General features: G+C 69.5%; 14 protein-coding genes. 8 read left to right on the forward strand and 6 right to left on the reverse strand.

Features of this window, described 5'->3' with window-relative positions:
- Nucleotides 1-94: 94 nt before the first annotated feature.
- The 3 genes from CMC5_RS21340 to CMC5_RS21350 all read left to right on the forward strand — a co-directional run bounded on the left by CMC5_RS21340 (nucleotide 95) and on the right by CMC5_RS21350 (nucleotide 2,363).
- A complete protein-coding gene (locus CMC5_RS21340) occupies nucleotides 95-691 on the forward strand; it encodes a biopolymer transporter ExbD (RefSeq protein WP_245677670.1) in 597 nt (198 codons plus the stop codon).
- Nucleotides 692-707: 16 nt separating this feature from the next.
- Entirely contained in the window at nucleotides 708-1,301 is a 594-nt protein-coding gene (locus CMC5_RS21345; protein WP_245677671.1) for an ExbD/TolR family protein, read from the forward strand.
- 135 nt (nucleotides 1,302-1,436) lie between these two features.
- The gene (locus CMC5_RS21350) at nucleotides 1,437-2,363 is read left to right on the forward strand and encodes a hypothetical protein (RefSeq protein ID WP_245677672.1); all 927 of its coding nucleotides are present in this window, start codon (nucleotides 1,437-1,439) and stop codon (nucleotides 2,361-2,363) included.
- Here the strand turns inward: CMC5_RS21350 and CMC5_RS21355 are convergent.
- The 3 genes from CMC5_RS21355 to CMC5_RS21365 are packed head-to-tail and all read right to left on the reverse strand — an operon-like array spanning nucleotide 2,350 to nucleotide 5,770.
- Nucleotides 2,350-3,648 carry a glycerate kinase type-2 family protein gene (locus CMC5_RS21355; RefSeq protein WP_050432151.1) on the reverse strand — a complete coding sequence of 433 codons (1,299 nt, stop codon included), beginning with the start codon at nucleotides 3,646-3,648 and terminating at the stop codon, nucleotides 2,350-2,352. The genes CMC5_RS21350 and CMC5_RS21355 overlap by 14 nt on opposite strands.
- Nucleotides 3,645-4,427 (reverse strand): hypothetical protein, encoded by a 783-nt coding sequence (locus tag CMC5_RS21360; RefSeq protein WP_156338766.1) that lies wholly within the window; start codon nucleotides 4,425-4,427, stop codon nucleotides 3,645-3,647. Before CMC5_RS21360 ends, CMC5_RS21355 begins: the two co-directional genes overlap by 4 nt.
- Nucleotides 4,424-5,770 (reverse strand): HD domain-containing protein, encoded by a 1,347-nt coding sequence (locus tag CMC5_RS21365; protein ID WP_050432153.1) that lies wholly within the window; start codon nucleotides 5,768-5,770, stop codon nucleotides 4,424-4,426. Before CMC5_RS21365 ends, CMC5_RS21360 begins: the two co-directional genes overlap by 4 nt.
- Nucleotides 5,771-6,557: 787 nt before the next feature.
- Between CMC5_RS21365 and CMC5_RS21370 the strand changes: the two genes are divergently transcribed.
- Both CMC5_RS21370 and CMC5_RS21375 read left to right on the forward strand, forming a co-directional pair.
- On the forward strand, nucleotides 6,558-8,669 hold the full coding sequence (locus tag CMC5_RS21370) for a hypothetical protein (RefSeq protein ID WP_050436039.1): 2,112 nt from the start codon (nucleotides 6,558-6,560) through the stop codon (nucleotides 8,667-8,669).
- Complete coding sequence (locus CMC5_RS21375) at nucleotides 8,666-9,070, forward strand: fluoride efflux transporter FluC (protein WP_050432154.1); 405 nt, start codon at nucleotides 8,666-8,668, stop codon at nucleotides 9,068-9,070. Before CMC5_RS21370 ends, CMC5_RS21375 begins: the two co-directional genes overlap by 4 nt.
- 142 nt (nucleotides 9,071-9,212) lie before the next feature.
- Here the strand turns inward: CMC5_RS21375 and CMC5_RS21380 are convergent, their stop codons facing one another.
- Nucleotides 9,213-12,809 (reverse strand): serine/threonine-protein kinase, encoded by a 3,597-nt coding sequence (locus tag CMC5_RS21380; RefSeq protein ID WP_050432155.1) that lies wholly within the window; start codon nucleotides 12,807-12,809, stop codon nucleotides 9,213-9,215.
- 277 nt (nucleotides 12,810-13,086) lie between these two features.
- On the opposite strand from CMC5_RS21380, the gene CMC5_RS21385 reads away from it, so the two are divergent.
- Genes CMC5_RS21385 through CMC5_RS21395 form a run of 3 tightly spaced genes read left to right on the forward strand, consistent with a single transcriptional unit; the run spans nucleotide 13,087 to nucleotide 16,582 of the window.
- Entirely contained in the window at nucleotides 13,087-14,331 is a 1,245-nt protein-coding gene (locus tag CMC5_RS21385) for a hypothetical protein (RefSeq protein WP_156338767.1), read from the forward strand.
- 10 nt (nucleotides 14,332-14,341) lie between these two features.
- Nucleotides 14,342-15,646: a kynureninase/PvdN C-terminal domain-containing protein gene (locus CMC5_RS46595; RefSeq protein ID WP_050432157.1), complete on the forward strand. Its 1,305-nt coding sequence runs from the start codon at nucleotides 14,342-14,344 to the stop codon at nucleotides 15,644-15,646.
- A gap of 21 nt (nucleotides 15,647-15,667) precedes the next feature.
- A complete protein-coding gene (locus tag CMC5_RS21395; protein WP_050432158.1) occupies nucleotides 15,668-16,582 on the forward strand; it encodes a GNAT family N-acetyltransferase in 915 nt (304 codons plus the stop codon).
- 329 nt (nucleotides 16,583-16,911) lie between these two features.
- Here CMC5_RS21395 and CMC5_RS21400 read toward each other — a convergent pair whose 3' ends face one another.
- Both CMC5_RS21400 and CMC5_RS21405 read right to left on the reverse strand, forming a co-directional pair.
- Nucleotides 16,912-17,919 carry a hypothetical protein gene (locus CMC5_RS21400; protein WP_050432159.1) on the reverse strand — a complete coding sequence of 336 codons (1,008 nt, stop codon included), beginning with the start codon at nucleotides 17,917-17,919 and terminating at the stop codon, nucleotides 16,912-16,914.
- Between the two features lie 697 nt (nucleotides 17,920-18,616).
- Nucleotides 18,617-19,612 (reverse strand): aldo/keto reductase family protein, encoded by a 996-nt coding sequence (locus CMC5_RS21405; RefSeq protein ID WP_050432160.1) that lies wholly within the window; start codon nucleotides 19,610-19,612, stop codon nucleotides 18,617-18,619.
- Nucleotides 19,613-19,701: the final 89 nt, after the last annotated feature.

Consider the following 19,701-nt stretch of genomic DNA (forward strand, 5'->3'; position numbering starts at 1 on the left):
TAGCGGTGTCGGAATCAAGTCCCTTGCTCCACCTGATGTCCTTCGGGTGTGGAGCGGTGGGAAGCGGTAGGCAAAGGCGCTTGGGTGGGCCCCTGTGGCCCACGGTTGGGAAGGCACCATGGGTGGCGTAGACGTTGGCGGCGATGGCGGGAAAAAGCGGGCGACGAACAGCGAAGTCAACATGATTCCGTTCATCGATCTGCTGATGTGCACGATCTCGTTCCTGTTGCTCACCGCAGTATGGGTGACCAACTCGCGGATCAATGCAGATGCGCAGGTCCCAGGTCCTCCGGATCCGAACCAGGAGTTGACCCCGCAGACCCCGGAAAAGGTCCTCAATCTCCATATCGCCGAGAATGACTTCGGCCTGGTGTGGAAGCAGGGCGCCACGGTGGTCAGCGAAGTGCGGGTCCCGAAGGTGCCCGTGGAGATCAAGGACGGGGCGCGCGTTCTGGTGCGTTACCCCGAGCTGGCGAAGAAGATCGACGAGGAGTGGAAGCAGCAGGGCGGCCACCGCGATCCCAGCGACAAGAAGCTCGACCAGGCGATCCTGCACACGGACAACCGCCTGCCCTTCAAGGAAGTCATCGCGGTTCTGGACGCGCTCTACTCCCCGAAGCGCGAGATGAAGATGCCCGACGGTCAGGTGAAGTCGATTCCGGCGTTCAACATGACGTTCTCGGTGCGGTGAGGAAGGAGCACTCTCGATGTCCGGGATGCATGAAAGATTTTCGATCAAGCACCACAATCCGCACGCGCACGTCATTCACGTGCCCGGCAAGCGGCTCCTGAAGCATGTCCCGCTCAGGTTCGTCTGGAACAAGGTGTCTGGTCACGGTCGTCGAGGTGTCAGCACCTCGCTCAATCTGACGGCCTTCATCGACTTCCTCATCACCATCGTCGTCTTCTTGCTGATGTCCTTCTCGGCGTCCGGCGAGATCGCGGTCGACAAGAACGTGAAGCTGCCGAAGGCAGAGAACGTCGAGGATGTGATCGACGCACCGATGGTCGCCGTGAACGGCAACCAGATCCTCGTTGACGGAGTTCTGGCTGGCTCGACCCGCGCCATCGAGGAACTCGGCCGAATGCAGAAGATCGACGAGCTGTTCAACATCCTCAAGAACAAGCGCGAGCTCTGGAAGCAGGTCGAGCCCAACAAGCCGTTCCCGGGTGTCTGCATCCTCCAGGTCGACGCCGACATCCCGGCGATCGTCGTGAAGAGCGTCTTCCAGACGGCTGCGTTCGCGGGATACCCGAACGTCAGCTTCATGGTTCAGAAGATCCCTCCCTCCTCCAATTGACCGCAGCGGGGCCACGGCGTCCGTGCGATGCGTGGCCCGTCGAGCGGAGCGATTCCCATGGCACAACATCAGCCGCGTGAACGCGGGCTGCCTTCTGTCGCAGAGGCGCGACAAAGGCGCAGTTCCATCCGCTGGATGCCGCCGAAGTTCTGGGCGTATGCGGGCATCGCTCTGGCCGTCATCCTGATCCTCAACTGGAAGTGGTCTCAGGGAAAGGTGGAGAGTTCCCGCCAGAAACTGATGGCCAAGCAGCGCGCCGTAGCGGTCGAGCTCGGGGCGCGCTGGTCGAGCTTGCGCGATCGGGTCGAAGGCTGGACGACGGAGCTCGCTCACAACGCCGGTCCAGAGGTCGTCGACAAGGACGCATTGAAGGGGTGGGACTTCAGGCAGATGCCTGGCATCTACCTCCGGCTGCGCACTGATCAGGCCACGACCGCCGAGGAAGTACGGAAGGGCGCGGTGGGATCACTCCGTGACGCCTTCACGGCCTGCTTCCTCCGCGCGAACAACCCGAACCCGCTGGCAGGCAAAGAGTGCCTGAGGACGCGCGACTGCGAGCGAGGCGAGTACTGCAACGAGAACGATCGGTGCTCGAAGCCCGTGCAGCCGTTCAACCTGCGGATCCCCTACCGCAGCTTCCGGATCCTCTCGGACGAGTTCGTTCGCGATGTCCAGGGGGCGAATGAACTCGGTCTTCGTGCGCTCGACGGAACGTTCGAAGACAACGTGAACGACGATCTCCCGCTGGCGACCGAGCTGCTGGCGCGCGCTCAGTACTATCTCGTCGTGCTCGACGAGCCGGCGGAGGACGGCAAGGCGCAGACGACCGATGAGCTTCTCGCTTCCCCGCACCACGCCAGGATCGGCGTGTGGCGTCTCTCGGACGACAAGCTGGTGGTGCGGGTGCGTCGCGAGGCGAGCGCGGAGCTGAGGGGCGGAACCCCGGTCGTCGACGATGACGTTCTGGGGGCACGTCAGCGGCAAGCGAACAGCTGCGCCCTGGCCCTCGCCGTGCGACAGGCGATGGGGGACGCTTCCGCGGCGGCGGTCAGCCCCGAGTGAGCGCTCGCGCGAGGACGTGGACGTCGGTCAGGTTGTGACCCGTCGCTCCACCTGCCAGGCGCGTCCCCAGCGCGCGATGCACTGGGCCATCATCGAAAGACCTCAACGCCGCCGTGATGGATTCATCCGCGATCCCAGCGGCGTCCGCGCTCCGCACCAGCGCACCCGCGCCGCCGGAAGATCCGTCGACCCCATCACTGGCAGCGCAGAGCAGTGCGACGTCTGCGGGCAGCGCACGCATCACACGTAGCGCGATCCACCCAGCGCGTCCCCCCGCTCCCCGGCGCTCGGGCAGCTTCACCGTCGGCTCGCACGCGATGACCAGGGCTTCACCCGGGGTCAGCTCGCGCGCACGCTCGATCCGACGCGCGGCGACGGCCTCTGCATCTCCAACCTCTGCCGAACTCGTCTTCGCCCTCCAGCCCCGCCGCCTGAGCATTTCGGCAACGCGCTCCGCCAAGGTCTCTGGATTGGCGAGCACCTGACACCGAGACATCTCACCCAGCTCGGCCGGCTTTGGCGACTCGCTGAGAAACGCCGTGAGCTGCGCATGCCGAGGCGCCCAGCGCCGCAAGGCCGCTCTCGCTTCGTCAATGGACGTCGGATCGAGCACGGACGGGCCCGACCCGATGTCATGGGGAACCCCGGCGATCACATCACTCATGAGCAACGTGCGCGTCCCACACGGCGCCGCTGCCGCGGCGAGGCGACCCCCTTTCACGCGCGAGAGGTGCCGGCGAACCACGTTGATCTCCTGGATCGGAGCACCAGCGTCCAGCATCGCACCGACGAGCGCCTGCTTCTCTTGCAGTGAAACCCCCACCGGAGGCGCCGAGAGCAGCGAGGAAGCCCCCCCCGAGACGAGCGCGAGCAGCTCCTCGCCTGGCCGCATCCCGCGCACGAGCCCCAGCGCTTCCTCCGCTGCAGCGACGCTTCGATCATCAGGGACGGGGTGCGCCGCCGTGCGCACCTCGAGCCCCGAGACCCTCGGAGCCATCGCGGCGAGCCCCCCGGTGGCGCCCCTCGGCACCCCGACGCCCCCATCCCTCTCTTCCGGGACACCCGTCGTGATCACCAGCCCGCCACGAATCCTGTCTCCCCAGCACCGCACCGCCCCTCGCGCCATCCCTACCGCGGCCTTGCCCACCGCGACGAGCACCACGCGCTCTGGCGGCCGCTCCACCTCGCCCAGCGCCTGCTCCACGAGCCCCCCCGCCTCCAGCGTGGCCACTGCCTCGTCGAAGGCCTCGCGGAGCGACTCGACCCAGGCCGGGCGCTCGCTCAATGGGCTCCAGGTGGACGGGGAGGGGAGGGGTCTGGCGACGGGTCTTCCTTCACGGCGCGCGGGGCTGCCTGGACCGACCTCGCCACCCTCGCGCCGGGACGCCCCGACCGGTCCACCCGGTCACCAGCATCCACCAGGTGCACGGCCACCGTCTGATGCCAGCTGAACGTCAACGACAGCAGTGCGCCCCGATCCACCAGGTCCCCCGTCCCTCGGCCTTCCAGGTCGACGGCGCGCCACCGCAGCGCCCCTCGGATCCCCACATGAGGGCCGGAGACCTCCGAGAACAGCGGGAACGACATCGAGAGCGCCACCTCCAGCCCCGGTCGCCCCGCGGCGGCCCTCGCCACGTCCTGGGGCACCGTGAACGCGGCCCGACGAGCATCCCAGAACGCGCCCACACCGAGCGCGAGCGAATCCAGGAACAGATCGAGCCGCGCCGGCCCCCGCTCCAGATCGCTCACGTACCTTGCGAGGAACAGCGGCTGCAGGTGCACCCCTGCCGCGAAGGAACGCGTGACGACCGGCGCGTCCTGCCCGACCGCGTCCGTGTAGTGCACATACACGCCCGCCGTCTCCAGGAACACGGCGGCCCCGTGCGCCGACAGCGAGGGACCTCCTTGCGCGAACGCCGCACCGATCCCGCCTCGCAAGCTCAGATCGCCCTCCAGACGACCATAAGCCCCGTCGACCCCTGGCTCCCCCGCGGCGCTCGGCGCAGCGTGGACGAGCGTGGCCGCCGCGAGCCACCACGCCACCAGCTGAACGCGCGACCTCAATGGACCAGCGCCTCCCGGATCGCATCCCGCAGCTCCGGCGCGAAGAGAAGCCGGGTCCGTCGGATCGTCGCATTGCGCAGCCGATCGAGCAGGAACGACACCTCGGCGGGCCGGCGCGGTCGACCCTGCTGGAACACGACGAAGAGCGACGCGTCTTCCTCGTAAGGCGTGTCCTCTGCGACATCGAGACCGACGTACACATCGGGATCGAGACCTGCACCGCGAGCAATCTCGCGCGCCGTCTCCAGGGCGGCCTGCGCGACCTCGTCGGGGACGCCCGTCCCCGCTCCCCCGGTGCTGTCGTTGCCCTGATCTGGCGCCGGGTACAGCTCGATCGTCTTGAAGAGCGCCCGCACCCGCAGCCGCCTCGCCAGGTCGGCGAGGATGGGATCGCTCGCACCCTCCCAGGCATGGATCGCGTTGAGCAGCACGTGATCGTCGAGCTCGAGGTACTGCGCGAGCGACGGCATCTCACCGATCGCGGCGACCGCGATCCCCGGAGGCACGTGCGGGATCCGGGCACCATCGCGGAGCCGCTCCACCACACGACGCAGGATGGCCCCGATCATCCACTCCGCGGCCCGCGTCGACTTGTGGAAGTAGACCTCCTTGAACATGAAGCAGCGGGCCAGCAGGAACGACTCGATCGCGCTGAGCCCCTTCGCCCCATCGATTGCGAGTGTCGGCGCCGCGTCGCGCCCCTCACCCCCGCTGCTCGTCGGAATCTCGCTGAACCGAAGACTCCGGAGCAACCAGGGGAGATCGTAATCGCCGTAGCGCACCCCCGTCGCGTGCGCGTCGCGCAGCAGATAATCGCAGCGATCCACGTCGAACGTCCCGCTCACGGCGCGCGCCAGGTAAGGCAGCTCGTGTTTCCCGCGGATCAGCTCGGCCACGCGTTGGGGCAGATACGGGTCGTGCTGCACCAGGATGGAATGCACCTCGGAGGAGGGATCGAGCAGGATGCGCTCCGTCCAGCTCTCGTGATGGCTCGCTCCTGGCATGGCCACCTCGAAGAGGTGGGACAGCGGACCATGCCCGATATCGTGGAGGAACGCTGCCGCGATCGCATCACGTGCGCGTTCGCTGGTGACCCGCTGCCAGAATGGCAGGTTGCCATCGAGCTGACGGAGGCGAGCGAGCAGCAACCGCATCACATGGGCGGCCCCCAGCGCGTGCGTGAAGCGGCTGTGCTCGGCCCCGGGGAACGCCATCGACGTGAGGCCGAGCTGACGGATGCGCCGCAGGCGCTGCACCTCGCGCGCACCGAGCAAGCGCGGCACCACCGCGGCCTCTTCGCCTTCGAGATCGATGAGCCCGTGCACCGGATCGCGCAGGATCATGAGCCCCTCGTCACCCGTCGCGTCGAGCGGTCAGCGCGGCTCGTCGCGCCGTCGAGCGACCCGTTCGAAGAGATGGCATTGCAACCTGCATTCAGGAGTTTCCTGATTGGCTTGTTCTTTGACGATGCAGACAGAGGTGGGTCGAGGTGAATGGGAACAATGTAATGACAAGGATGAAGACCTGCTCTGCAGAGCATGATCGTGCCTCGAAGGTGGCCGGAAAACTTCGGAGGCACGAGAGTTCCACGTTCCCTGCCGAGAGCGCAAGCGAGAGCCGCGCCGAGCGACGAAAGAGACGAAAATCGCAGCGAACATGCGGGCTTGAGGTACGTCGCGCGACCACCGTCATCGACGAGCACGGAAGCTGCATTGGCGCGCATTCCCGCCCGCCGTGCATGTCGATGTGCCGGCTGTACGGAGGCTGCCGTCGGCGTGACCAGCGTGTCGATGCGGCCTCGTCGACGCGCGTCTCGTCACGAGCGACTCGTCACACACGTCCCGTCAACGCATAAGGAGTCGATTGGCGACGAGATGATTTTGTTCCCGCGCAGTGGGCGTTGACAGTTTGTCACTTGCGCCATCGCCCCCCGTGTAGGCCGCAATTTCTTGTAGCCCGCTGTCCGCGCTGGTGTAGTTTAGAAGGCTGTTGGCCTTAACGGGCCTGGGTAACACCGACGACCGATTAACGGATACAGAGCATATGCCTGCCATCAATGGACGACACCTGGGACGGGAGGAACACCTCGCGGAGGGCGCGCCGGTGCGGGCACCGCGGAGATCGGGCAGCATGGCAAAGGGCAGCGTGATGACGGAGGATTCACCGCGGCGCCTGGATGAAATCCTGCGAGCCCTCCCGGACTCGGAGCTCAAGGGGCTCATCAACCGGATGGGCATCCGCATCGACGCGGCGAAGCGGATCGACGTCCCTTCGCAGGTCGCGCGTGCGCTGGTGGGACTTCCCGACGTGCGCGATCCCTCGCGTCTGCCGAACGCCAGCCGGGAGCTGCTCCACCGCATCGCGGAGGGGGGCGGCGTGCTGGTGGTGCCCACGCTGCCAGCGGGCCTCGAGCCCCTCATCGCGCGCGGCGTGGTCTACGCCCGCAAGGTGGGCAAGGCCATCGAGCTGGTGCTTCCCATCGCCTTCCTCGTGCAGCTCAAGAGCTGGGAGAGCGAGGACCCGCGCTCGCTCCGCGCCCTCATCGCGCAGTCCTCGTTCGAGACGATGAACGCAATCGCCTCCCATTACCTCGGGCGGCCGGCCACCCCGCCCATTGCGCTCTCGCTCGAGAGCGCGTGGGAGATGCTGAGCGATACCGCGCACCTCCAGGAAGAAGTGGAGCGGCTCGCGCCGGTGGAGAAGCGGCTGCTCGAGGCCATCGAGGCGGTGGGGGGAGAGGTCGAGACCCAGGAGTTGCTCGACCTCGAGCGCGAGCCCATGCGGCTGCGCAGCGCCACGGGCGTCACCGCGAGCCGGCGAGGCGCAGGCTTCGCGCTGGAGCGGCGCGGCTTCCTGGTCCCCATTCATCCCAACCGCCACGTCATCCCGACCGAGGTCGTCGCCATCGTCGGCGCCGAGCGGCGGGCGCAGCGCGAGAAGCGACGCGAGCAGATCCGGTCCTTCGTGATCGAAGAGGATCACGCACCCCGTCGTGCCCGCTTTGCCACCGACCCGGCGCTCCTCGCGCTCGGGCTGGCCTTCGCCGTGCGCGAGCCCGGGAGCGAAGTCCGCCCGGGGGTGGGGACGCCACGCTCGCTCCTCGTCCGGCTCGGGCAGCGCTTCGGCCGAGACCAGGAGACCGTCGGTCTGATCGCCGCGCTTTCCCGCGCCATCGGCCTCTGGGAGCCCTCGGCCTCGTCACCGGCCACGCCGCCCGGCTCGCTGGAGGTACACGAGCTGACGCAGCTCCTGTTCTCCACGTGGCGTCGTGGCGGCGCCTGGGACGAAGCGAGGCCGGAGCGCGAGGTGCTCCGCGCCGCCTCCGAGTCCCGCGACGCCAGCCCCATCGGCGCGTTGAGGGAGATGGTCCTCGACGCCCTCCACGACCTCGGCGAAGGCCGCTGGGTCCCCTGGGAGTCGCTGCAAGGCTACCTCGCCGCGGACGAGCGGATCGCGGGCGCGGAGAGGCTGGTCCGGCGCTGGGCAGAGCGCTCGGGCGTCGAGGCGACGGCGCCTCTGGAGATCACCCGGCGCATCGCCCTCGAGACGCTGCCTGCCCTGGGGATCCTCGATCTCGGCGGCGTGGAAGACGAGGGCAGCGGCCTCGCCCTGCGCCTCACCCCGCGCGGCCGGGCCCTGGTCGCCGGTGGCGCCCCGAGCGTCGACGGCAGCGGCAGCAAGTTCATCGACACCCAGGCCCTCCGCATCGGACCGACCGCCACCGTCGCGGCCGTCCTGGGCCTCGCGCCGTTCGCCGAGCTGGGCCGGGTGAGCGCCGAGCTCGATCTCGTGCTCACGCCGCCCTCCCTCGCCCGCGCCCTCTCCGTCGGCTTCGACAGCGACGCCGTGCGCGCCCGCATCGAGGCCGTCGCGCCCCTGCCCGACACCATCTCGCGCATCCTGGTCCAGGCCAGCGTGGTGATCGGCAAGGCGAGCTTCGTCGGCGCCTCCGGCTTCCTCTGGGTCGAGGACGCGGAGATCCGCGAGCTGCTCCGCACCCGCCGCCCCGCCGCCGAGATGTTCATCGACCCCTCGCCGCCCGGCGGCCTGCTCATCGAGGCGGGCGTCGACCTCGAGCGCCTCATCCGCCGCTGTCGGGCCCTGGGCGTCGAGATCGAGGCCGAGGTGGGCTCCCTGAAGGCGAGCCGGGTCACCCCCGCAGGCGGCACCGAGGCCCCCCAGCGCACCGCCTCGACCAGCGGCATGCGCCGCACCCGGACTCCTCCTCCCCGCGCCCGGTGACCACCGCGCCCGTCTGGCAGCGGCTCCTGTGGATCTGCTTCGCAGGAGCCCTCGGCTCGGGCGCGCGCTTCCTCGTCTCCCTCGGCGCCGAGCGCCTCGGGCAAGGGCAGGGGAGCTTCCCGTTCGGCACCCTGATCGTGAACGTCGTCGGCTCGTTCCTGATCTGCATGGTCATGGAACTCGCCGCCGCTGGCCTCGTCTCTCCCACACTCCGCCTGACCCTCACCACCGGCTTCCTGGGCGGCTTCACCACCTACTCCGCGTTCGCCTACGAGACCCTTCGCAGCGCCGAGGCCCGCCAGTGGTCGATCACCGCCGCGAACCTCGTCGCCACCCTCGTCCTCGGCCTCGGCGCCGGCGTGCTCGGCATGATCTGCGGCCGCAAGCTGGCCGGCGGCTGACCCCTCGCCTCGGCGCGCCGCCCTGGTACACGGTTCCCCAAGTTCGTCCCGGGTCCTCGGCCAGGCGATCTGCGAAGAAAGCAGGGGTAGCGACCATCGGGAGCGTAGGGGCCGACAGGCCCCTGACTCAGGGTACGCAGTACTAGCTCAGATCCATCGGCCAGCGCAGATCCATGGCCAGCCCCGTGATCCGCTGCAGCGCCTCCCGCAGGAACGACGCACTCGCCCGGCTCTGCGGGTTGTGGCGCAGACACGAGAACAGGAACGCCGCGATCTCCGCCGTCCGCTGATCCCCCGCCAGCTTCTTCAGCGGTGCCGGCAGCCCATCGTGCCCCACGTGTGCCGAGATCAGCGCCACATCACTCGGGCCATCGAACAGCGTCCGCCCTGTCAGCACCTCGTAGGCCAGACACCCGAAGCTGTAGATGTCGGCCGTCATCGGCGTTCCCACCGACCCCTCCGGCACCTCACCCCACACCTCGGGTGCACCGTAGTGCCCCGACGCGCAGCCCGGCCGCAGATGCCGCCCTGCCAGCCCGAAATCCACCAGCACCGGCTCCCGCCCGTTCCGCAGGATCACGTTCGTCGGCTTCACGTCGAGGTGTCCCACCCCGATCGCGTGCATCGTCTCCAGCCCCGCCAGGATCCCGTCGAGCAGCGCCAGCGCCCCCCGCATCGTCAGCCCGCGCGCGTCGAGCAGCTTGTCGAGCCGGATCCCCTCCACCAGCTCCATCACCAGGATCGGCTTCGGCCGCGCCGCCGCGTCGAACGTCACGAACCGCGGCAGGTTCGGGTGCTGCGGCAGCGCCAGCAGCGACCCCCCCTCCTCACGGAACAGCGTCAGGAACTCGTCTTCCGACACGCTCCGCGCCGCCGTGTGATCGTACTCGGGCACCTTCAGCGCCAGCCGCTCCGCGTGCGGATCGTGCCGCTCCTCGGCCCGCGTCACCACGAAGACGCTCCCTTGCGCCCCCCCGTCCAGCGACCGCTGCACGAAGAACCCCCCGATGATCCTCCGGCTCGGCAGCCACGACGGCAGCGGCTGATCCGGCAGCGACACCGTGTCCCGCGTGTTCCGCCGCCGCACGGGCAACGGCGCGATGTGCGGCAGCACCAGCGCGATCAGCTCCGCGAGCGCCCTCGGGATCGATCGCCGTGCCGCCTTGATCGCCACCTGGATCGACGGATGGAAGTTCTGCACCGTCTCGTCCGGGTGCTGCAGCGTCACCTCGACCGCGAGCCGCAGCGGCTCCGCCGCGTTCGTCAGCCGCAGCGGCTCCGTCACGCTGTTCGGCCCCGACGACCCGATCGTCGCCCCGTTGCCCTCGCCCCCGGGCACATCCCCGCAGCGCCGCCGTGCCCCCTCCGTGAGCTGGCTCAGCCGCGTCAGCGCGTCGCCGAACAGCCACAGCGCCGATGCCTCTCCGGTGATCGTCGACGCCAGCGAACTCAACGCCTGCGCCCCCTGGATCGCGTTCAGCGACCGCGCCAGCTTCGCCAGCGTCCCGCGCACGATCTCCGTCCGCTGTGACGCCCCTGCCGGCAGCTCCGTCACCAGCCAGTCCAGCGCTGCGAGCCGCGCCAGCGCGTGCCGCACCCGCGCCGCCTCCCGCGTCGCCATCTCGTGCGCCGACGGATCCCGCGCCAGGGTCGGCGGCGGCGCGAACAGCTCCGCGGGCACCCGATCCTCGGCCGGCTGCCGTGCGAACCGCGCATAGGCCAGCAGCAGCTGCGTCACGTCCGGGTGCATGCTCGCCTCGGCGAGCGCCTCCAGATCCGCCGGATCTTCGGCCCGCATCGCTGCGAACAGGAACACGTCCGCCGCATCGGCGACCCCGTCGCGCACCAGCGCGTCCAGCGCCCGCGCCACCGTTGCCGCGATCCCCCGCCGCAGCGGCGACGCCCGCTCGGCCCCCAGCCGCCGCAAGAGCAGGTTGCAGGCCGTCGTCCACCGCGCCCGCACTCGCCCCTTCCGCTCGACTTCCTCGCCGAAATCCGTCGTCTCGCTGTCGATCAGGTGCAGCAGCGCCCGCAGGTTCCGGAGGTGCATCACCTGGTGCGGCGCCTGCGACTCCGCCTTCGGATCCGAGCCGGGCAGCGATGCCCGCCCCGTCGACGGATCCTCCTGCGCCGCCGCGAGTTCCCGCAGCGGGAAGGTCCCCTCCACATCGATCAGCCACTTCGACAGCCGCTCGTCGAAATCGTCGAGCGCCGGCACCCCGCTCTGATCGTCGCTCGGCCGCCGATCCAGGAGCAGCAGGTGCTTCAGCGTCCCGGGCTCCAGCACGTCCGCGTCGAGGCTTCGCACCAGCTCTGCCGCGGCCCGCCGCGACAAGCTGCTCACGGGCCCCCGCCGGTCCGTGACCTCCAGCTTCTCCATCGACTTCATCACGTCGAGCGCCAGCGACATCGCCTTCTGCGCCTTCGTGTGCGCGTCCCGTGGACCTCCCTCCACGAACGCGATCACCCCCGCCTCCACCGCGTCGCGCAGCTCTGCGCTCTTCCCCCCGCCCGTCGACAGCTCGCTCTGGATCGCCCGCGCCAGGGCCACCAGACCATCGTCCGACTCCGCCGACATCGCCACCGCGACCAGCGCGTCCGCACACTGCGCCGCGGCCCGCGCCCCGAACGTCCCCGCCCGGCTCGCGTTCGCCGACCCGAAATGACGCCGCAGCCCCGCCACCCCTTCCGCGCAGTTGATCGGCGACGTCGCCACGATGGCGTCGAGCAGCTCCTCTGCGGCCTCCGGCTCCGCGTCGGCGGCCGTGTACAGCCCCCACAGCATCGCGTTCGGCAGCCCCGAATCCTTCGACGGCAGCGAGCCCTCCAGCAGCTCCATCGCCCGCTTCAGGCCCCGCTCTCCCTCCACCGCGATGTTCGCCACCACGCTCACCGCGCCGCGCCGCCACTCCGCGGGCGACAGATCCGGCGCCAGCATGTCACGCACGTCGTCACCGATGTCGGACAGCACCCCCGCCAGAAGCCCCCGCGCCGACGCGATGTGCCGCCACACCACCGTCTCTCGGTCCTCCAGCAGCGTCCTCCACGCCAGCGCCAGCGAATCCGCGTTCGCCTCGGCGCTCCGCCGCTTCCGCTCCCCCACGTTCCGGAACAGACGCAGCGGCAGATCATCCCCTTGCGTCGCCCGCCGCGTCGCCTCGCGTGCTGCGCGCTCCAGCAGCTGCGCTGCCAGCCGCCGATCGGGCAACGAACCCGTCGACGCCGCGCAGATCCAGTCCCGCGCCAGATCGCGCCGCGACGCCAGCGCGAGCGCGAGCGGATCGACGGCCAGCTCCGAGCTCACCGGAAGCGAAAGCACCAGCGCGACCCGCGCGCGGATGCCTGCTCCCGAGAGACCCCGACCGGAGCTGGCCGCCATCCTCGTTGCGATGGCCACGAACGTGGCCGCGTTCCCCGAGTACAGCTGAGCGAGCACACGCCGCGCGAGATCCCGCCGCTCTGGCCCGAGCGGCAGGGCGCTGGCGATCTCGTAGATCGCCACACCCGCCGCCGGCGGAGCCAGCCAGCTCAGATCATCGAGCAGCCCATCCGCCATCGCGATCCGCACACTCCGGAGCAGCGCTTCCGGGTTGAGCGTGTCGAGGGGCGGAGGCCCGTCCAGCGCGTCCGCCAGCGCGAGCGCAGCCAGACTCTGACGGAACAGCGCGCGCCGGATGTTCCGACTCGTGTGGGAGGCAAGATCGAGCAACCCTTCGAGGTAATCGCCGCGCGCGCGCATCGGGATGGACAGGAGTCTACCAGAGCGCTCCCGACATCCCGCCTTCCTCGCGGTCTCCGTACACTTCTTGTCCAGACTTCTCGCTTTCTGGCATGGCCCCGGCCCCCGCAGCGCCCCCTGGGCGATGCCATGCGTCTCCGCCCGCAAGTGGAACCATCCATGAAACTGGGCTAAGCGAGCCACGCCTTCGCTCCACGCCCGCCGTGAAGGGCGACCGTCCAGCCGGACGAGGAGCGGACTCGCTGGAGGTCCTGTGCTCATTTCCGTGCGTTCGTCGGTGATCCCTTCCGTGCTCGCCCTCGCGCTCCTCGCGTGTAGCAAGGAGGACACCCCACCGCCCGCGCCTGCGGCCCCCGTGTCCTCGGCCGCCACGGCCCCCACCGTCGAAGCCGCTCCCCAAGCCTCCGCCGCCCCCGCCCCGGGTCAGGAGCAGGCTGCAGCATCCCTCTCTGCGGCCGTCCCCGAAGGCGCCGCTCCCACGGCCTCCGCCGCCGCTGCTGCCGCACCTTCGGCCTCGGGTGCCGCCCTCGTCGCCCCGACCCCCTCGGCCTCCGCGGGCACCACCCCTGCGACCCCTGCGGGCGGCGGTGGCGCTCCCCAGAAGGTCGCCGCCCTCGTCCCCAAGGCGGCCCGCGGCATCCTCGCCCCGGGCGAGGCCGATCGCCTCATCAAGGTCGGCGGCAGCCCCGTCGTTCGCCTCCTCGACCCCGGCGCGGCGCCCCACGCCACCGTCGCCTACGCCATCACCCCGGGCAAGTACCCCCTCGGCACGCGCATGGACGTCAACATGGCCGTCTCCATCGGAGGCCAGGCCATGCCCTCCCAGCCCATGCCCCAGCTCGTCATCGTCATGGATGTCGACGTCGCCGCCAAGGACCCGGCGGGCCTCTTCCCCGTCGTCGGCACCCTGCGCAGCATGAGCAGCCAGGCCAAAGGCGCGGACCAGGAAGAGATGGCGAAGGCCATGCAACCGCAGCTCCAAGCGTTCAAGGGCCTCAGCATGAGCTGCAAGCTCTCTCCCAGCGGCCAGGCCCGCGACTTCGCCCTCAAGATGCCCCCGGGCGTGCCCGCCGAGGCCGAGCAGCTCATGAGCGGCATGAGCCAGTCCTTCGAGTCCATGGTCGTGCCCCTCCCGTCCGAGCCCGTCGGCACGGGCGCCCGCTGGCAGGTCCTCACCCGCATCAACAGCACCGGCGCCGACATCGTCCAGTCGTCCCTCTTCACCCTCAAGTCCCGCACCGGCGACCAGCTCAACCTCGACGTGAAGCTCGAACAGTTCGCCGCCAGCGCCACCGTGAACATGCCCGGCATGCCTCCCGGCGCCAGCGCCCAGCTCCTCGGCTTCAAGTCGGGCGGCACCGGCATGAGCCGCATCGATCTCGAGCACGCCGTCCCCCTCGCGGCCCGCATGAGCATGACCTCCGGCATGGACCTCGGCGTCGGCGGCGGCGCTGCCGGACAGGGCGGCCAGGCGCACATCGACATGTCCCTCTCCAACGAGATCTTCCGCCCCGAGAAGTGAGGAGCCGAGCATGAGCGAACTCGATCGCGACGCCCTCCGCGCCGCCTACAGCCGCTTCCTCGCGACGCCGGGCCGCATCCTGCTCACGGGCCACTCCCACCAGGCCTGGCCCGACGTCGTCCGCGACGCCCTCGGCGCGTGCTTCGACGACGCCGCGCGCCACTGCGACGACAAGTGGAGCGCCGCCGTCTTCCCCACGATCCAGACCGTCGGCGAGGCCGTCCTCGACCGCATGGGCTTCCCCAAGGACGACGCCATCGCCTTCGGCCGCAGCACCCACGAGCTGCTCATGCGCCTCGTGAGCTGCTTGCCCATCTACCAGCGCCACGACCCGCGCTACGGCCTGCGCCACGGCCACGAACCCCACGACGCCGGCCTCCCCCGTGAAGGCAGCGATCCTGGCGGCCCGAAGACCGAGCGCGACCCGTACGGCCCGAAGACCGAGCGCGACCCCTCGCGGCCCGTCCGCATCGTCACCACCCAGGCCGAGTTCCACTCCATGCGCCGCCAGCTCACCCGCCTCGCCGAAGAAGGCGTCGACGTGGTCTGGGTCGACGCCTCTCCGCGCGAACGCCTCGCCGAGCGCCTCCTCGACGCCATCACCCCGGGCACCGACCTCGTCGCCTTCTCCGCCGTGCTCTTCGAGGACGCCTACGTCCTGCCCCGCCTCGGCGAGATCATCGCCCGCGCCGTCGAGGTCTCGGCCATCCCCCTCGTCGACGCCTACCACGCCTTCAACGTCGTCCCCCTCGACTGGGGCCCGGCCGTTGCGCACGCCTTCGTCACCGCCGGTGGCTACAAGTACGCCGCGTTCGGCGAAGGCATCTGCTGGCTCCGCATCCCGCAGGGCTGCACCTTGCGCCCCGTCGACACCGGCTGGTTCGCCGACTTCGGCGCCCTCGACGCCGGCGGCGGCGACATCACCTACGGCCCTGGCGGTGCGCGCTTCGCGGGCGCCACCTTCGACCCCACCCCCTTCTACCGCGCCCACGCCACGCTCGCCCACTGGGAGCGCTTCGGCCTCACCCCCGAACGCCTCCGCGCCCTCTCCCTCGCGCAGACCGACCGCATCCTCGCTCGCCTCGACGAAGCCGGCCTCGCCGATGCCGTCGTCACCCCGCGCGACCCCGCGCGCCGCGGCGGCTTCATCGCCGTCCGCGCCCCGCGCGCCAGCGATCTCGTCACCCAGCTCCGCGCCCAGGGCGTCTTCGTCGACGCCCGCGGCGACCGCGTCCGCCTCGGCCCCGCCCCTTACCTCACCGACGCCGAGATCGACCGGGCAACCACCCTCCTCGCCGCCGCCCTCCGCGCCTGAAGCCGACAGAAAGACAACCTGGTGCCCACCTTCATCGAACACCTCGACCGCGAGCGCATCATCGAAGCCTCGCGCCACACCCACGCCGTCTGGTCGAGCGGCCGCTCCCTCGACGACCACGCCGCTTACACCCTCGGCCAGGTCGAGCGCGCCGGCCCCGACCTCTTCCGTTACGTCGGCCTCGTCGACGACACCGGCCTCGTCGCCTCCGCCAAGCGCTACAGCCTCCTCCTCGCCGCCCCTGATCGCCGCCCCTTGCCGGCCGTCGGCATCGGCGCCGTCTTCACCCGACAGGACGCCCGCGGCCGCGGCCTCGCCTCCACCTTGATCCGCGAGATCCTCCGCGAGGCCACCGCGCAGGGCGCGTGTGCCGCCTGGCTCCACTGCGAGATCGACCCTGGCTTCTACGCCCGCCTCGGCTTCGCAGAACTCCCTGGCGTCGCCCACCACGCCCCCGCCGCGCAGCTCCCCGGCGACGCCCCCCTCGACCACCGCCCCGCGACGCCCGACGACATGGACCGCCTCCTCGCCTGGTACGAAGAAAGCTTCGACGACGGCTGGCTCCGCCCTGCGCGATCCACCGCCCTGTGGAACTACTTCAGCTTCCGCAACAGCGGCCCGGCCTTCCTGCTCCAGGACGGCGGCAAAGACGTCGGCTACCTCAGCGCCGACACCTCCCATGGCGTCATGTGGGTGAACGAGTGGTCGGCCCCTGGCATCGAGCGACCCCGCCTCCTCGCCACCGTGCGCAAGCTCGCCGAGCAGCACGGCCTCGCCGACGTCGCCGGATGGCTCCGCCCCGATCAGGTCGACGGCGTCTTCAGCCCCTCGCCGCGCAAGTCGGGCGTCCCCATGATCCACCACCTCGCGCCCCCGTGGACCACGGAGAAGCTCGACCCCAGCCGCACCCATTTCGGCTCGTTCGAGTACTTCTGAACGGCAGGTTCCGCGCCGCCAACGCCGAGGCGGTGAGGCCAGCGCTCGCTCGACGACGCCAGTGCTTCGTCGGCGATGACCAGCGCTGGGCCGGTGACGTCAGCGCCTTCTCGATACGGCTTGCACCTGGCCAGAACAGCACGAGGGAGCCCACGCCTGCGCGCAGCTCCCTCGTGCCGTCTTCAAGGCCGCCAGCATGCCGTCTTCAAGGCCACCAGCATGCCGACTTCACGGCCACCAGCATGCCGACTTCACGGCCACCAGCATGCCGACTTCACGGCTGCCACGGTGCCATCGTCACGGCCTCCGAGCCCACGTCGATGGCCGCTTCAGGCCGGACTCGACGCCTGCTCGGGCACCACGGCGGGTCGGCTCGGAGGCGCTTCGGACGACGGCAGCACCAGCGACGTGCTTCGCCAGGGACCCATCGCCGCTTCCGACGTCGGCCTCTCCGCCCTCGCGGTGGCTTCCGACGTCGTTCCTCCGGCCCTTGCAGACCCCTCGGCCTTCGCAGCCACCCCGGCCGTTGCAAACCCCTCGGCTTGCGCGGACCCCTCGGCCTTCTTTGCCGGCTCCGTCCTGGACCGCGGCGCGACCCGCGACATCAGCGGAGGCACCAGCTCCTCCCACCCGTCACCTTCCAGGAAGTGCGCCATCGCCTGGAGCTTCGCGTAGCGATTCGCCAGCAACGTCGCCATCTGGTCCCGGATGCGCACCGCCTCGGGCCGCGGCGGCTTCATGGGCTTCGCAGCGGCGGGCCGCAGGTGCTCCAGCAACCAGGAACCGGCGAGAGCGGCTTGCTCCACCTCGACCGCCGTCACCGGATGCTTTCCGTCGAGCGTGGTGCCCGCCTGACGGAAGACCTGCGCCAGCGCCACGCAATCCTCTGCGGCGTCCCGCGCCCCGCGTCCGCGGGCGATTTTCGCGTGGATCTCGCGCGGCAAGAGTCCCGCGTGGGTCATGGCCGCGACCGCGCTCAGCAACGAGCGCCGCAGCACGCGCGCTGCGCCGAGCACCTGCTTGATGTCGCTCTCCGACGGCCCGTAGCCCTCGGCCTGGAGCGCGGCGAACTTCACCCCGAGGGCGAGCCGCCCGAGGGTGTCGAAGTGAGCGATGTTGATCAGCGGGAACTGCTCCAGGATCCGCGCTCTCCGCCGGATGACGAACTTCTTCGCGACCTGGATGTTGGCGAGCACCAGATCGATCGACCACCGATAGGGCTGAGGCGTCTCGATCGCCTGCGCATCGGCCAGGTGTTCCTCGTAGGCCGTGGCTGCGTCCACCGCGTTCGCGAGGTTCACCAGGGCTGCCTGCTGTAAAAGTGCATTCTGCGGCATTGAACTCCTCCTTCTTGGCTGTAGGGTTCGGCGGAAACATAGGAGTGGCGCGGACGAATTCAACCGCAATAGTGTCGTGGTCGGTCGATTGGTCGCATCTTTGGTCACTAAGTGTGCTCAGTCTGGTTCTCCGCCTCCGGAGGTGTGTGACGCGCGGCCCAGCCCGTGCCGACCTGCTCGCTGTTCGCCCTGCGCGCGTGCGGTCCTCGGGCTGCGACGGTCGTCGAGGTGACGTGGATGCGCAGCGATGGCGATCCCCCCTCCCGGAGAAGCGAGCGTCCGCCGGCTGCTGGGGTCCGCGGCGGAAGGGGAGTCGCTCAGGTGCGCTGCACGCTTGGCGTGGAGAGGGTGAGCCATTCAGGAATTCTCTGAATCGCATCCACTCGAGGGTGGATGGACCTCAGGAGTTCTCTGAATTTTTAACTCGGAGGGGTCAGCTCATTCAGGAGTTCTCTGAATTTTTAACTCGGAGGGGTCAGCTCATTCAGGCGTTCTCTGAATCGCAAGCTCGCGAGGATGGAGGCGACTCAGGAGTTCTCTGAATTTTTGGCGGAGGAGGGTCAGCCCATTCAGGGGTTTTCTGAATCGCAAGCTCGCGAGGATGGAGGCGACTCAGGAGTTCTCTGAATTTTTGACTCGGAGGGGTCAGCTCATTCAGGGGTTTTCTGAATTTTTAGCGCCTGGTTCAGGAAATCCCTCATGGGCGCTTGGCCGGGCTCACCGTCTTCTTCGGGTCCCGCACGACCACGTCGCCGAGGATCTCGTCGATCTTCGTCAAGAGTGCGGCGTCGAGCTTCACGCCAGCGGCTTTCACGTTGTCGCGGACTTGCTCCGGCCGGGAGGCGCCAACGATGGCGGAGGCGACGTTGGGGTTCTGGAGTACCCAGGCGACGGCGAGCTGCGCCATGGTGAGGCCGGCTTCCTCGGCGAGGGGTTTCAGCTTCTGCACGCGGCCGAGGACGTTGTCGTTCAGGAAGTGGTTAATGAACTTCAAGCCCGTCTCGTCGGTGGCGCGGCTGCCGGCGGGCGGGGGCTGACCCGGGAGGTACTTGCCGGAGAGCACGCCCTGCGCGATCGGGGACCAGACGATCTGGCTGACGCCCACCTTCTCGCTGGCGGGGACGACCTCGGCCTCGATCACGCGCCACAGCATCGAGTACTGCGGCTGGTTGCTGATGAAGGGGATCTTCAGTTCGCGGGCGAGCGCGGCGCCGCGTTCGATCTGCTCTGCGGTCCACTCCGAGACGCCGATGTAGAGCACCTTTCCTTGCCGGACGAGATCGGCGAAGGCGCTCATGGTCTCTTCGAGCGGCGTCGAGACGTCGAAGCGGTGCGCCTGGTAGAGGTCGACGTACTCGGTGCGCAGGCGGCGCAGGCTGCCGTGGATGGACTCGACGATGTGCTTGCGCGACAGGCTGCGATCGTTCGGGCCAGGGCCGGTGGGCCAGTAGACCTTGGTGAAGATCTCGAGGCCCTCTCGACGCTGTCCAGCGAGGGCCTCGCCGAGGACCTCTTCGGCGCGGGTGGCAGCGTAGACGTCGGCGGTGTCGAAGGTGGTGATGCCCTCGTCGAGCGCTGCCTTCACGCAGGCGTGCGCTGCATCCTTCTCCACCTGGGAGCCGTGGGTGATCCAGTTGCCGTAAGAGATCTCGCTGACGAGCAGGCCGCTCCGGCCGAGATGTCGATGCTTCATGGTGCTTCTCTACCTCATGCGGGGGAGGGGTGATTCCTCGGTTTTCGTCTAAGCTCTCGTTGACGATGGGGCGCGGTGTCCCGAAGGCG

The organism is Chondromyces crocatus, from assembly GCF_001189295.1.
Taxonomy (GTDB): Bacteria; Myxococcota_A; Polyangia; order Polyangiales; family Polyangiaceae; genus Chondromyces; species Chondromyces crocatus.